Origin of the sequence: Bradyrhizobium sp. Ai1a-2 (assembly GCF_000426245.1) — a bacterium.
Lineage (GTDB): Bacteria > Pseudomonadota > Alphaproteobacteria > Rhizobiales > Xanthobacteraceae > Bradyrhizobium.
In genome coordinates this window covers 1-13,383 of record NZ_AUEZ01000121.1, presented here as the reverse complement: position 1 = coordinate 13,383, position 13,383 = coordinate 1, and the positions used below count along the sequence as shown (strand labels likewise).

Annotated in this window: 13 protein-coding genes and 1 pseudogene; 5 read left to right on the top strand and 9 right to left on the bottom strand. The window is 62.2% G+C overall.

The genetic code is table 11. From position 1 onward, the window contains the following. Positions 1-329, top strand: a pseudogene (locus K288_RS0139880) (IS5/IS1182 family transposase); the annotation flags it as partial. 115 nt (positions 330-444) lie between these two features. Here K288_RS0139880 and K288_RS0139875 read toward each other — a convergent pair. The 3 genes from K288_RS0139875 to K288_RS0139865 are packed head-to-tail and all read right to left on the bottom strand — an operon-like array spanning position 445 to position 4,851. Continuing rightward, complete coding sequence (locus K288_RS0139875) at positions 445-1,590, bottom strand: ABC transporter ATP-binding protein (RefSeq protein ID WP_027584450.1); 1,146 nt, start codon at positions 1,588-1,590, stop codon at positions 445-447. A gap of 2 nt (positions 1,591-1,592) precedes the next feature. After that, the gene (locus K288_RS0139870) at positions 1,593-2,429 is read right to left on the bottom strand and encodes an ABC transporter permease (RefSeq protein WP_244443433.1); all 837 of its coding nucleotides are present in this window, start codon (positions 2,427-2,429) and stop codon (positions 1,593-1,595) included. Then, positions 2,422-4,851: a condensation domain-containing protein gene (locus tag K288_RS0139865; RefSeq protein ID WP_084800070.1), complete on the bottom strand. Its 2,430-nt coding sequence runs from the start codon at positions 4,849-4,851 to the stop codon at positions 2,422-2,424. The genes K288_RS0139870 and K288_RS0139865 overlap by 8 nt, the downstream gene beginning before the upstream one ends. Positions 4,852-4,987: 136 nt before the next feature. Here K288_RS0139865 and K288_RS48225 point away from each other — a divergent pair, with 136 nt between their 5' ends. Beyond that, positions 4,988-5,431 carry a GNAT family N-acetyltransferase gene (locus K288_RS48225; RefSeq protein WP_064737401.1) on the top strand — a complete coding sequence of 148 codons (444 nt, stop codon included), beginning with the start codon at positions 4,988-4,990 and terminating at the stop codon, positions 5,429-5,431. Between the two features lie 231 nt (positions 5,432-5,662). On the opposite strand, the gene K288_RS0139855 is transcribed toward K288_RS48225, so the two are convergent. Continuing rightward, complete coding sequence (locus K288_RS0139855) at positions 5,663-5,932, bottom strand: hypothetical protein (protein ID WP_244443431.1); 270 nt, start codon at positions 5,930-5,932, stop codon at positions 5,663-5,665. Between the two features lie 193 nt (positions 5,933-6,125). On the opposite strand from K288_RS0139855, the gene K288_RS0139850 reads away from it, so the two are divergent. After that, on the top strand, positions 6,126-6,974 hold the full coding sequence (locus tag K288_RS0139850; protein WP_027584446.1) for an HD domain-containing protein: 849 nt from the start codon (positions 6,126-6,128) through the stop codon (positions 6,972-6,974). Between the two features lie 159 nt (positions 6,975-7,133). Next, complete coding sequence (locus tag K288_RS0139845) at positions 7,134-7,349, top strand: hypothetical protein (RefSeq protein ID WP_027584445.1); 216 nt, start codon at positions 7,134-7,136, stop codon at positions 7,347-7,349. Between the two features lie 175 nt (positions 7,350-7,524). On the opposite strand, the gene K288_RS0139840 is transcribed toward K288_RS0139845, so the two are convergent. The 4 genes from K288_RS0139840 to K288_RS0139825 are packed head-to-tail and all read right to left on the bottom strand — an operon-like array spanning position 7,525 to position 11,928. Continuing rightward, the gene (locus K288_RS0139840) at positions 7,525-8,634 is read right to left on the bottom strand and encodes a hypothetical protein (protein WP_027584444.1); all 1,110 of its coding nucleotides are present in this window, start codon (positions 8,632-8,634) and stop codon (positions 7,525-7,527) included. Continuing rightward, positions 8,634-9,290: a 5-bromo-4-chloroindolyl phosphate hydrolysis family protein gene (locus tag K288_RS0139835; RefSeq protein WP_027584443.1), complete on the bottom strand. Its 657-nt coding sequence runs from the start codon at positions 9,288-9,290 to the stop codon at positions 8,634-8,636. The genes K288_RS0139840 and K288_RS0139835 overlap by 1 nt, the downstream gene beginning before the upstream one ends. Further along, positions 9,290-10,882, bottom strand: a complete 1,593-nt coding sequence (locus K288_RS0139830) for a substrate-binding domain-containing protein (protein WP_027584442.1) — start codon at positions 10,880-10,882, stop codon at positions 9,290-9,292. The genes K288_RS0139835 and K288_RS0139830 overlap by 1 nt, the downstream gene beginning before the upstream one ends. Next, positions 10,879-11,928: a toxic anion resistance protein gene (locus K288_RS0139825; protein ID WP_244443435.1), complete on the bottom strand. Its 1,050-nt coding sequence runs from the start codon at positions 11,926-11,928 to the stop codon at positions 10,879-10,881. The genes K288_RS0139830 and K288_RS0139825 overlap by 4 nt, the downstream gene beginning before the upstream one ends. Before the next feature lie 357 nt (positions 11,929-12,285). Between K288_RS0139825 and K288_RS0139820 the strand changes: the two genes are divergently transcribed. Next, complete coding sequence (locus K288_RS0139820; RefSeq protein WP_152535908.1) at positions 12,286-12,897, top strand: TIGR00730 family Rossman fold protein; 612 nt, start codon at positions 12,286-12,288, stop codon at positions 12,895-12,897. A 152-nt stretch (positions 12,898-13,049) separates the two neighbouring features. On the opposite strand, the gene K288_RS48220 is transcribed toward K288_RS0139820, so the two are convergent. Beyond that, a partial coding sequence (locus K288_RS48220) for an ISAs1 family transposase (RefSeq protein WP_043162004.1) occupies positions 13,050-13,383 on the bottom strand: 334 nt, incomplete at its 5' end.

The following is a 13,383-nucleotide window of genomic DNA, read 5'->3' as shown; positions in this document are numbered from 1 at the left end:
AGCGCATCCTCGCCGACAAGGGCTACCGAGGTCACAATGCGCCACCCGATTACAAGTTCAGGGTGTTCATCTCAGGCCAGAAGCGGCGCGTGACGCCCAGGATCAAACGCGAGCTGCGCCGGCGCTCGGCCGTCGAGCCGGTCATCGGCCATCTCAAATCCGAGCATCGCATGGGGCGCAACTACTTCTGGTACCGCAAGGGCGACGCCGCCAACGCCGTCCTCGCCGCCGCCGGATACAACTTCCGCCGTCTCATCCGCTGGCTGGAGCTTTTGTTGCACCAAATCCTGGTCAGGCTCATCCTCCGATTTCAGCTCGTCCCAAGCTGAAATCAGACTTCTTCACGGGCGACTAAATGACTTGCGAAATCGCCTTGCCAGACTGCCGCCGGAAGAACTGGATGCGCTGATACGAAGCGTCAAGCAGGGCATGAACTGAAGCGCTTCAGTTCTCGTCCTGCTCCAGCTTGGCACTGTGCGTCATGTAGAAATCGCCTTGCACGATAAGACCCGGATCTACACGAAATGGTGCGGCGCGTATGCGCCTGGCCAGAACACGTCCGGAGGCGGTCGTGACTGTGAGATCGACTGTATACAGTCCCCGCTGAATAGCGAGGATTGGACAATCGAAAACGACATGTCCCCGCCCTCCAGCGAGGGTGGCGGAGGACGACACCAGCTCGGTGCAGATATAGCCGCTCGGCCAGATGAAGCTGACGGTGAACACGACATCTTCGATCGATACTTCGGCCTCATAGCTGACGCGAACGGTCAGAGGGGCTCCTGTCCTTGGGCGAGCGCCATCACGACCGACGAAGCTGACGCCGTGCAGGACGATGGCGCCGTTCTCGAAATTCAGATTTGAACTCGGGAGGCACTTGGCCGCACTGACTTGATATTTTTCGATCATGTCGCGCGGGCTGCCTTCGCCTGCCATTTCACCTGACGTGAGCAGAAGGACCCTGTCGCAGAGCCGCTCTACTGCCGCGAGATCGTGCGAAACGAGCAGGATTGTGCGCCCCGAGCGCCGGATCTCTTCGATTCGATCCATGCAACGGGCCTGGAAAGCCAGATCGCCAACGGCCAACACTTCGTCGAGCAGCAGGATATCGGCGTCAAGCTGCGAGGCAACCGCGAAGCCCAGCCTGACGAACATTCCTGATGAATAGGTCTTGACCGGGGCATCGATAAAGTCGGCGAGTCCTGAGAATTCCACGATGCTGTCGAAGCGCTTTTGTACCTCGGCGACTGAAACTCCAAAGATCGCCGCGTTCAAGAAGACATTGTCGCGGCCACTGAGTTCAGGGTGAAAGCCCGCTCCAACTTCCACGAGCGACATGAGCCGGCCAGCGATGGTGATGTCCCCGCGGTCGGGCGAAGTGATGCGGGCGAGCAGTTTGATCAAAGTCGTCTTGCCAGAACCGTTCGCTCCGACGACACCCAGCGCTTCGCCGCGCTGAACATCGAAGCTGACGTCTTTCAGGGCCCAAATGCGCTTTGTCCGCCTGAACCTGAACAGGTTGCGTCCGCCGTCGCGGTGAACGCGATAGGACTTTGATACGTTGCGGACGGCGATATCGACAGCGGCCATGGCTAAATTTCGTCGACCATGTCCGGTTCGGCAGTCTTGAATATGAAATATGCGATGCCGAACAGAATCAGTCCAACGACGGCAGTGTAAACGAGCTGTTCAGCGCTGATGACTTGCTTGCCGATCAGCGCGCCTCGGAATGCCTCGACCAGCAACGCCAGAGGATTGAGTTCATAGACCGCCCGCCACTGCGCGGGAACGGCATTCAAGGGATACAGCACGGGTGTCGTGAACAGGACTCCCTGCAGTAGCAGAGGCAATCCGATCGCGATGTCACGAAATCCGATCTGCGCGATTGAGAGCGCCAATGAAAAGGCAGCCGCATAGATGATCAGGATCAGGCAGATGGGCAGCAGCTCGACCACAGTCGGTGGAATGCTATGTCCGCTGCAGGCGAGAGCCACCATCGTCAGCGCGGTCGCGATGGCAAGGTCGGCAAGGGCGGCAAGGACGTAGGAAAGCGGCACGATCTCGCGGGGGAAATACACCCTGGCGATAAGTGACCTGCTGCTCAGCACACCCGCAGCCGCTGTATTCAGCGAGGTTGCGAAGAATGTCCATGGCGAGAGGCTGGCGAGAATGAAGAGCGGATAGGGGACATCCGAGGTCGAATGGCCACCGATGGCGGAACCGACCACAGTCAGAAATGCCAGGAATGCGAGGGGCTGCAGCACCGCCCAGGCCCAGCCGAGCCAACTGTTCTGATAACGCACCCGCAGGCGGTTGACCGTCATGTATCCAAGCAGCTCACGATAGGCCACAAGCTCACGGAGCCCGCCGGGTATACGACTTAAGGCCGGCACTGTGCTCCGGATGACGGTGACGGTACGTTCAGACAATGCGCTGGTTCCTCGAGACTGTCGAAACAGGGGGCACGATCTCGTCCAAAGCGGCGCGGACGATGGCAGCGCTCTGCGGATATTCCATCCAATCGTGATGGCCACCGGGCACGTCATAGATCACGACCCGGCCGCTGACCCGACGGTCCCAGCCCGAGGCGACATCGGCCATGCCAAGGGTTCGGGCGGCCCTGAAGACGTGAACATCACCATCGAACAGACGCCCGGGATGGTACGCGCGCACACCAGGCCAGATTCCCCCCCAAATGCACAGGTGCCATTCATATGCGGGCGGATCCGAAGTCAGCATTCGGCGGATAAAAACTTCCAGCCGTCGTTTGACAATTCGGACGGGGCGCAAGAAGGCCGGCTTCGACTCGAAGAAGCCACGAACGGGCGTGTCAAGCTGCCCAAGCAGGGCAATCGTTTCACCTGCCTGCTGCAACTGGAGCGCTATTTCGAGAGCCACGATGCCGCCCTCGCAACCGCCTGCCAGCAGATAGGGGCCTTCTGGTTGAATGGCCTTCATCCTGGATCGGAATTCGGTGGCGATGGCTTCGACGCTGTCGATCATGGGCTGGTCAGCAAGCAGCCGCTGCTCCTGAAGATTGTAAACGTCCAGCTTGTACACCGTTGGCCCCGGCCCGAGTGCCTTTGCCAGCTGGATGCTATTGCGCTGCGCGCTGCAGATGAACAGCAGCCGCCCGTCACTCCCTTCGACAATCTTGGTGACTGCATGGTCCGATCCGCCGTCAGAACTGCTTTCCGAAAGGCCGCTCACCAGTCCGGCCACCGTGGGATCCTCAAAGAACAGCGCCACCGGCAGCTTTCGGTCCAGGCGGCGCGACAGCGCGGACATCAGCCGCACGGCCATCAGCGAATCGCCGCCGGCGTCGAAGAAGTCCTCGCGCATGTGGTTTGGCGGCGTGCCAAGGAGCTGCTGCCATAGCTCGGCAACGAGTTTCTCCAGGGCTTCACGACGCTCTGGGGATTCCGAGGCGTTGCGAACGAGACGGAGGGCTGGCTTGGCGCCAACTGCGACAGGGTTGGGGTCGCGAGACAAACTGGCATCGTCTGCGATCCGCGTCGGATAGGCCTCGAGCGTCGTGATGTCTCCATGGGCAATCTGGAGGAGCACGGTTCGCAGTGCGTCCGATAGGCGGGAGACGGTACGGAGCGGCACCTTGTCCGGCCGGCTGTCAAAACCGATCCAAAACAGGCCGTCCGGCGTCTCGGAAGCGGTCACAAAGAGGTCGGCCGTTGGAGCGGGCGATGGCAGCCACGTTGGCCGGCACGGCACGCGTCCAAAGCGCTGGAACGGTATGGGCACTGCTACCGAAGAAAACATCACCTGGCTGAGCGGGGCCGCATCGGCAGAGCGCGACGGGTTGGTGGCACGCACCAGCGCATCCCAGGGCACGTTTTCATATTCGAGAGTATCCACAAGCTGGCGCCCGACATCGACCACGAGTTCGGCCACGGTCTGCGCGACACGAGTGCTGGCCTTCAGGGCGACAACGTTGGCAAACGGACCAATGACGCCCTCCGCTCCATCGCTGCCGCGGCCGGCCATGGGCACGGCGATGACGAAGTCCGGCCCGTCCGCGTAGGGGGCAAGCACCGTTTGGAGCGCGGCAAGCAGCACCGTGAACAGAGTGACGCCCGTCTGTTGCGCGACCTCCTTGAGGCGACCTAGTGTTGCAGCGTCGACAGGCAGGAGGGCATTTGCGCCAACCTGTCCTGAACGAACGGCTCGGTCGGCGCCAAAGTCCAACCGCGCTAGTGTCGGGCCGAGTTTCTCCGCATAACGCTGCAGGCGAACGCGAAATGTATGAGTGGCCAGCCAACGTGTTTCGGCAATTGCGAAGTCGGCGTATTGCCAGGGTAGCGGTGCAAGTGCAGGAAGGTTGCGAGCACAAAACGATGTGTAGGCCTCGGCCATCTCACGCACGAACAGGCCGAGCGAGAGGTTGTCGGCAATGATATGGTGCAAGACGAACACCAGAACATGCACGCGCGGCGCGCGCCTGACGACAACCAGACGAACCAGCGGACCCTCGCTGAGGTCAAACGGGGCGGCAACCTGCTCGTGAAGGATCGTCTTCAGGTCAGGAGTGGGGCCGGACGGAGCATCGACGAGCATGACCGCAGGGCGAGGGCCGCCGATAACTTGGCGCAGCGTCCCGCCATCATCCACGAATAGCGTCCTCAGAGCCTCGTGCCGCTCGACAAGAAAATCCAGGCTGAGCTGGAGTGCCGCAATGTCAACCTCTCCGAAAACTTCGAGGGCGAACGGCAGGTGATGTTGTGGAATGCCCGGAGCGACAAGCTCCATGAACCACGTCCGGCGCTGTGATGCGGATGCAGGTTCGGTGTCGAACAGCGCTCCCGTTGTAGTCTCGGACGCCAATGAAACTGCCATACCCAGATGTTTCTCGGATAAACGAATGAGGCCCCCTTCCTTGCAACGCTTCAGTGGGTCTCATAGAAATTTGACATTCTTGAGCCGACAAAGACGTCTTCGGCCGGACGCGAGCATCGATAATGTGAGTTAGAGCATGAAACCTGAACTGTTCGTCGACTGGTCACCCGATTCTCGCGATCACGCAGCCCTGTTGCGGTCCTTAATTCGCGACAACACAGTCCGCGGTGGACCGAGCGGCCATCGAAATATCGCCATCATCGTAAGAGATTCCGACAGTGGCGAGGCGTCCAGCGGCGTTTGGGGAAGCATCCTCTACGGATGGCTATTCATCGAACTGCTCTACGTCGCCGAATCCGGTCGTCGCCAGGGTCTCGGTTCCCGCCTTCTTACGGCTGTCGAAAACGCGGCGCGGGAGCAGGGATGTATCGGTGTCTGGCTGACTTCTTACGCATTCCAGGCCCCCGGATTTTACAAAAAGAACGGATATGAGGAGTTTGGCGAGCTCGTCGGGAGTTCTGCGTCCGAGGATGCCGCAGATAACCGGCTTCACTTGTTCCGAAAGCAGTTCCGACGCTGACAACTCCGGTTGGCCAATTGGTCCGCGACGCGCGGAACCACGCAGCTCCGGTTTTACGGCTGCCTTGCAGGACGTCCGCGGCAGGGCCCGGCTGTCGTCAGGTTCCGATCAACTATCGATGATCCGGGCCTGGCCCGCCATGAGGTCATGACCACGTTGGAGCGGCCCGCAGTGTCCATCCATCCGCGAGATCGAGGACGATATCTTCCTGCCACTGGTGTCTCCGCAGCGTTACCTCAATCCGAGCAGCGAACGGCGGTAGCCGCTCGCGCGGGCTTCGCTCCTGCACACAAAGCTTCCGGTCTGACCCCGCCCGTAGCGCTTCTGACCTTTCAGATAATAGCGCGCGCGCCGGAAATCGAGCCAAACCACGGAATCATCGGGGCAATGCCGCTGGGCCTGGGCTTGATAGCGGAACGGCGTGAGCGGCACGGCTTTCGCGTCGTGTGCGGCGCACACGAAAAGCGAGACGGCCAGTAGAAGGCCGGAAAACCTTTGCAAGCCTATTCCTCCGGGACAAAGCGCGACCGATCGAGCTTAGGGAAATGACAAGTACGCTGCGCTTGATCCAGGTCAACAGGCCCATTTCGGGCGTTCCTAACATTCCAATCCGTATATTTTCAACATGCCGCCTAAAGACGGCCCGAAACGGCTGTGCTATGTTTCGATTGGCGGCGATTGAACGAGCAGCAAGATGCTCACGATTCCACATCTCACCGCGCAGGCGCTCGGCACCTTCCTGGCCTCCGAGACAACCGGACGGTTTGGCTCGTCTTACGGCTACCTCAACGAGCTCCTGCCCTATGCGGCGCGACTGGCCCTCGAATGCATCGGCAATAGCGACGCGCTCTATCACAACATCGAACACTCGATGCTGGTTACCCTGACCGGTCATGACATCCTGATGGGGCGTGCCCTGTCGCGACCGACGACGGCCGAGGATTATTCAAACTTCATCCTGGCCTGCCTATTCCACGACATCGGCTATGTCCGCGGCGTCCTTCAAGGAGACGGGGACGACGTCTATATCGCAGATGTCACCGGCTCGACCATCCAGCTTCCGCGCGGCGCGTCCGACGCGTCTCTCGCGCCCTATCACGTGGACCGATCCAAGCTGTTCGCGCTGGAGCGTTTCGATACTACTGAGCACGTTGACGCGAACCGGATGGCGCGCGCGATCGAATACACACGATTCCCCTACGCGCCTTCATCGTCGGACGATGATCTGAACAATGAGGAAGGCCTGCTGCTGCGTGCAGCAGACCTGATCGGCCAGCTCGGCGACCCCAACTATCTGAGGAAGGCCAATGCTCTGTTCTACGAGTTCGAAGAGACCGGGATGAACAAGCAGCTCGGCTACGACACGCCCGCCGACGTCGTCTACAAATATCCGCAGTTCTACTGGAACACCGTCGCGCCGCAGATATCGACCGCCATCCGATATTTGAACGTCACCTCAAGCGGCCGCCAATGGATCGCAAACCTTTACGGCAATGTGTTCAGGGCTGAGCGAGAGATGAGGCTGTCCGGTCCGCAGCTGTGACGCCCGACAATTACCAGGGCGCGCGCGGCATATGGCAGATGTAACCGAATTTTCCGGCGCCTGAAATCCCCACGTAACCCTGACTTTCCAAGTTCCACCACGCGGCGTCGCTCGCGGTTGCCGCGAACTGAATTCGTCAGCTAGTGGAAGGAGGAAGTCATGACAAACAAACTCGCACTGATTGCGTCGGGCATCATGCTCATCGCAATTTCAGGCGCGGCAGTTGCCGGCAGCCAGAATACGCGCACGCAGTGGTCCGCGGCATCTTACGCTGCACAAGCGTACTACCCTTACCCCTTCGAGCCAGCACCGCCATGGCCCGCGATCGCGCCCAACGTGCGCCGGTATCACGGCGGACCGAAGTCCGATTATTGAGGTCGCCGATCTAGAGCGTTTTCGAGCGAAGTGGACACCGGTTCGCGTGAAGAAAACGCGTCAAAACAACAATCTAGAGCTTCGGTTCTGATTCAATCAGAACCGAAAATGCTCTAGCCAGCTCGGCAAGGCTGATCTTATCATCGAGCGACTAACGGCGTGGTGCACGCTCGCGCTACGCCGCTAACCGGTTGAGCAGCGCCAGCATGACCGGGGCATCCGGCATCGGCAGCACCGCGTCGATGCGCTCGATCAGGCGCGATTGCAAGAGTGCATTGCGCGCCTTGCCGATGGTGCCGAGCGGGCCGCGGAAACCGTGGTCCTCCCACGCCATCTCCTGCAGGCTTTCGTTCATCAGCGCATCGATGAGGTCGTCGGCCTGGCGCTCAATGCTGATCAGCGGATGCGCGGAGAACACCGTCGGCTGCGGATAGAGGATCACCGGCTTGGCCGGCGCATTGGCCTCCAGCCGCTTCCAGCGCTCGGCATCCTGCAGCACCCACTCCACCAATTGATTCTCATAGCCGACGATCAGCGGCTGCGCGCCGGCGCCGCCGGCAACATAATCGTCGAACAGCTTTCCCGAGGACGGCGGCTTGAAGCCCATGCGGCGGAACACGGTCGCGACGTCGCCGTCGATTCGGTTCAGCGTTTCCGGCATCACCACGTCGCCTGAGAGCAGGCTCGCGGCGAGGCCGGCGAACATGAATCCCGAATTGGACTTGTTCGGATCGGTACAGACGATGCGGGCGCGGCCGAACAGATCGGCGACGCCGATCGCCGCCCAGGTCTCGCCGGCGATGATCGCCTTCAGCAGCTTTGAAAGGTCCGCCTTGTAGCGCGGGCCGCCCATCGGCTCGGCGAAACCGCCCTTCACCAGGCCGTCGGCAATGCGGTCCCATGAATAGAGCACGATCGGCGAATTGAAGATTACCTGGTCGCGCGAAATCTTCACGCCCGAGCTCCGTGCCACCTCGACCAGCACGGAGGAAGACGGCCACAGGAATTGCGGCTTCTGGTCGAGCAATGCGGGCTCGCGCACCATCTCCACCGATCCGGCACGGCGCCCGTCGAGAATCAGCCCGAAGCGGCGTTCGAGCACGCCGCGCACACGCGCATTGGCGAGAAAGCCCTCCTTCTCGCCGCCGGCGAATCCGAACAGTTTCTTGGCTTCACCGAAGCGGCCGGCGATTTCAGGATGTTCGCGAAGATAGAGATAGCCGCCGGTCGCCGCGGCGCTTGCGGCGACCAGACCGATCCCGAACCCGCGACGCGACATGGCCATCAGGCTGTTCCCTTCTTCTCCCCGGGCGGGACGTCGGTCCCCGCCGGTCCGATATCCTCGTCGAGCGAGCTTTTCAAAAGCTTCATTTCGATGTCCAGCCTGTCGAGATCGGCGTCCTGCAGATTGGCCGCGTAGCGCGTGAACGCGCCATCGAGCCGATCGATCAATTCACCGGTGGCAGCAAGCCGCGCGGTGTCGGGCACGGTGCTACGCTCCAGCGAAACGTAAGCGTCGGCGATCTCGGCCGCGCGCGGCAAGTAATAGGTGAGGAAGCGCCTGACGCGGTCGATGCGCAGCGGGTCGCGCTCGATCGCGGCGAAGATATCGCGGGCGACCTTCACCAGATGGCGGACGCGCTCGGCCACCGGCCTCGTCCGGATCGCTGCCGCCGCAGCTTCCATGCGCTCGGTCAGCGGCTCTGCTTCCGTCAGGAGCTCGCGCGCGAATTCGATGCGGCCGCGCGCTGCGCCGCTGGCGTCGAGCTCGGCAAAACGCCTGCGCGGCGCCATCAACGCGACGATGCCTCCGCCGGCGAGCGCGCTGACGAGGAGCGCGATCCAGAATGGCATGCCGACGCCGATCGCGAGCCCAGGCAGCAGGATGGCCGCCGCCGCGCCACCGGCAATCCAGCCAAGCCCGGACGGCGCGGCCGCCATCAATTGTACCCCCGCACGGCGCGGAACGCGTCTGTCAGGCTCTTAGTGCCGTCGAACACCCTGCCGCCGGTCAGCTTCGCGAGATTGTCGAGCTGGCTGCGATCGACCTGGTCGCCGAACGTGACCCCGAACACCGGCACACGCCGGCCATCCGTGCGCCATGCGGCCTCGAACGTCGACATATAGCCCTGGCTCTTGCCATCGGTCATGATGACGATGGCCGGCAAATGCTCGGCGCCGTCGAGCAGCGGCTTCATGGCGACGAGCGCCCGCTCGCTACAGGTGTAGAAATCGGTGCCGCCGCCAGCGTGCAATTCCAAGGCCTGGGCGAGAAGCGTGGCCTGCTCGGCCTCGCCGCCAGTGGCGCGCGCGGTCCACAGCACATGATCGTTGAACGGCAGCAACAGGATCTCGTCCGCCTTCGTCCATTGCACCAACAGCTCCCGCGTGCGGGCAGGCGTCAAAAGGAAACGCATCGCGTCGAGCAATTGGGCTTCGCCGGCCCCCTGCATACTGCCGGAGACGTCGAGGCACAGCGCGGTGAGCGAGGGACGGCGCAGCGCCTCCTGGTAGATCGACAGCGCCTTCTGAATTACCGCGGGCTCCGGTGGGCGGATGACGTTAAGCGCGCGCGCCGGATCCAGATTGGTCTTGGGGTCGGCGGGAAGCGGCGCAGCGCGGCCGACCTCCACCCGCCGTCCGGTCTTGGCGATCCGCGCCTGAACCTCGCCCTTGAGCAGGAAGGCCTGCAGGTCGCCGAAGAAAGCTTCGACGTCCTTTCCACGGCCGCGGTCGACGAAGCCGAGCGGAGAATCGGCGACCGCCACGCCATCTTCCGGATAGATCGCATAGAGCGGCTCGTGGCCGTCGGCGATCAATTTGTCATTGGTCTCCTTGATGACAGCTTCGTAGTTCCAGATCGCCTGGTAGTGCGCACCGTTCCGCTCGCCGTCGCGATAGAGATCGGCGAGCCAGCCGCTTGAACCCGCGCTGCGCTCGACGCCTTTCAGAAGGCCGCGCGCCGTTGCCAGCACTTCGGGCTTGTCGAGATCGCCGGCTTCGATCAGATCGGGCTTGCCGATCCCGGCCGCAAGCATCGCGAGGTAGGCAGCCGCGCCGGAGTTCGACTGCGTCGCCGAGGTCATCAGGAATTTCAATCGGCCGGCCTCGACGGCGGCGAGAATGTCCTTGGCCGTCACCTTGGCGCCGATCCAGTTCAATTCCTGCGCCTTGGAGCGGCGCACGCCGAGGATGACCGGCATCTGCACAATCGACTTGACCGACTTCACCCTCCGCTTGGTGTCGAACATGTCGATCCAGATCGAGGCCGCCGGCCACACCGCGTCGGCCGGCGGATCGTCGCCCTTGAGCGCCAGCGCGATGTCAAGCGAGCCCTGGTAGCGCATGGTGCAGACGGCATTGCGCGACTTGCAGAATTCCTGCACCAGCGGCTCGAGCACGTCATTCTCCGAGCCCGACAGGATGGTGAATTGCGGTCCCGGTCCGCCACTACAGCCGGAGAGCAGCACAGCGATCAGCGGCGCCGCGGCAAGCAGCGCAAGCCAGCGGCGCGGGAAAAACGCGAGGCTCATGCAGAGGCCTTGGTCACCGCGGATTTCAACTCGTCGGTCAGCTGCGACATGCGATGCTCGATCTCGGCGCGCTTGGTCCGACCCTGTTCCTGCACCGCGAGCACGCCCGAGATGGTGTCGATCAGGTCGCGATTGGTCTTTTCCAGCGTCGCGATGTCGACGATGCCCCGCTGCGATTGCTTCTCGATCTCGATCGCCTGGGTCTTCATCATCTCGGAGGCCTGGCGCATCATCTCGTTGGTGGCATCCGTGATGGTCTTCTGCAGTTCGAGCGCAGATTTCTGCCGGTTCAGCCCGAGCAGCAGGATCATCTTCTGCTTCCACACGGGAATGGTGAGTTCGGTCGTGGCCTGCAGGTTCTCGATCAGCGTCTCGTCGCCCGATTGCACGATGCGGATCTGCGGCAGCTGCTGGATGCCGATCTGGCGTGCCTGCTGCAGATAGAAGATGCGCTTCTCGAGCCGGTCGAGCGCCTGGAGTGCGTCCTGATAGGTCTGCGCCGCGAGCAGGGCGTCGCTGTTTTGGCCTTGCGCGGTCGCGGTCCGCTCCATCTCCACCAGCTTGCCGCGGCGAAAGTCCTCGGCGAAAGCCTTGCCGGCGGCGATATGCGCGTCGAGCTGGCCGAGCGCGGTCCTGGTCTGGTCATAGAGATCGTCGAGCAGCGCGATGTCGCGGCGCAGGACCTCCTTGTTGCGATCGAGCTCGACGCAGACGCGATCGATCTGCGACGCGACGTCGCTGAACTGCTCGGCAAAGCGCCGCAGCCGCGCCTCCGCCGACGAGAACAGGCGCGTCAAGAAGCCGCTGTCCTTGAGATCGGCGGGATCAAGCCCGCGCGCTTTTCCCAGGATGTCCGACAGCAGCTTGCCCGTCGTTCCGAGCTCGCGATTCTGCGTCTGGGACAGGATGCGGTCGGCGAATTCAACCACCGACCGCTGGGCACGCTCGCCGAATGTAACGATGCGCGAACGATCTGAAATATCGATTTCGGACTTGATACGTGCAATCGCAGATGCATCTGCCGGCAATGCCGGGACACTCGCCATTTCGCTCACCGCCTCACTCCCTCTCGGCCGCAGCCATGATAGCATGCCGGGCTGGTTCCGCAGCTAAGCGCAGGCGGCAAGACAGATTGATGACAGCCTCGAGGGTTGATGACAGGCCTGTTGATGAAGTCCTTCCCTGGACGGCAAACGATACCGGAGCGCCGCGAAGCCCGATCCGGCACCGCCCCCGCGCACGAAGAAATTTCCTTTGATTTCAAAGGTATATGAGCAGGTCATTCACACCGCCAATCCGCCGATGCATCACATTGTAGCGTGCCGCCGCGACCCCGCCTCCCCTCATGCTAACCTCGACCCGCCGACGAATCGTTTGCAGCACGAAAGGTCCGCATACATCCAATGCAGAACCAAAACGCCAAAGCACTGAAATCCGTTTGTATCTTCTGCGGCTCCAGCCCGGGCCGTGATCCGATCTATCTGGAGACGGCGGTCGCCACCGGACAGACGCTGGCAAAGGCCGGCGTCACCATTGTCTATGGCGGCGGGAAGGTCGGGCTGATGGGTGCGGTGGCGGACGCGGCGCTCGCAGCGGGCGGGCGTGTCGTCGGCGTCATTCCGCGCGCGCTGGTCGAGCGCGAGATCGGGCACCCGGGCTTGAGCCAGCTCCACGTCGTCGAAACCATGCATGAGCGCAAGACGATGATGGCGGAGCTATCCGACGGTTTCATCGCGCTGCCGGGCGGCGCCGGGACGCTCGAAGAACTTTGCGAGGAATGGACCTGGGCCCAGCTCGGGATCCACCAAAAGCCGTGTGGCCTACTGAACGTGAAGGATTACTTCGCGCCGCTGATCGCGATGGTGGAGAGGATGGTCACCGAAGGCTTCACGATCACAGCCTACGCCGAGATGCTCATCATCGAAACCAAGGTGGAGGCGATGCTCAACCGTTTTGCGACCTACCAGCCGCCGCCACGAAAATGGCTGCGCACCGAGGTGGCCGCCAAGCCATAGAGCGTGATCTCAGGTTGATTGGCTGCGGATTGGTTCCACCTCCCCCGCTTGCGGGGGAGGTCGGCGCGTAGCGCCGGGTGAGGGCTCTCTCCACACGAAGAGTGTGAATCGCGGAGAGACCCCCACCCCAGCCCTCCCCCGCAAGCGCAGGGCTATCGCATATGGCTGAGGAGCTGCATGAGGAAAGCATCGTCCCAGCCGGCACGTTTGATCTTGAGACGGATGGATTTGCGATCGGGGTGGGTTCGCAGGAGATTGAGGGCGAGCCGACGCAGAATGGCCAAGTTCTCCGGCGCATGATCCTTTCGCGCGCGATTGCCGTCTTCGGCGAAGTGGACGTCGAGCACCCAATGGAGCTGGTTCTCGATGGCCCAGTGGCTGCGCGTAACGTGGAGCAGCCGTTTGGGGGAAATGTACTTGGACAAGAGATAATGTCGCACGACCGGCGCATCGGCAGGCCGGCCGCGCAGGCGCCTGCGCGAGGTA

What these genes read in the sequence shown, in the direction of transcription:
- K288_RS0139835 (WP_027584443.1), bottom strand. Translation starts at nt 9,290, where the DNA reads ATGGCGGCCGCGCCGTCCGGGCTTGGCTGGATTGCCGGTGGCGCGGCG.
- K288_RS0139820 (WP_152535908.1), top strand. Translation starts at nt 12,286, where the DNA reads ATGCAGAACCAAAACGCCAAAGCACTGAAATCCGTTTGTATCTTCTGC.
- K288_RS0139865 (WP_084800070.1), bottom strand. Translation starts at nt 4,851, where the DNA reads ATGGCAGTTTCATTGGCGTCCGAGACTACAACGGGAGCGCTGTTCGAC.
- K288_RS48225 (WP_064737401.1), top strand. Translation starts at nt 4,988, where the DNA reads ATGAAACCTGAACTGTTCGTCGACTGGTCACCCGATTCTCGCGATCAC.
- K288_RS0139825 (WP_244443435.1), bottom strand. Translation starts at nt 11,928, where the DNA reads ATGGCGAGTGTCCCGGCATTGCCGGCAGATGCATCTGCGATTGCACGT.
- K288_RS0139830 (WP_027584442.1), bottom strand. Translation starts at nt 10,882, where the DNA reads ATGAGCCTCGCGTTTTTCCCGCGCCGCTGGCTTGCGCTGCTTGCCGCG.
- K288_RS0139840 (WP_027584444.1), bottom strand. Translation starts at nt 8,634, where the DNA reads ATGGCCATGTCGCGTCGCGGGTTCGGGATCGGTCTGGTCGCCGCAAGC.
- K288_RS0139850 (WP_027584446.1), top strand. Translation starts at nt 6,126, where the DNA reads ATGCTCACGATTCCACATCTCACCGCGCAGGCGCTCGGCACCTTCCTG.
- K288_RS0139875 (WP_027584450.1), bottom strand. Translation starts at nt 1,590, where the DNA reads ATGGCCGCTGTCGATATCGCCGTCCGCAACGTATCAAAGTCCTATCGC.
- K288_RS0139845 (WP_027584445.1), top strand. Translation starts at nt 7,134, where the DNA reads ATGACAAACAAACTCGCACTGATTGCGTCGGGCATCATGCTCATCGCA.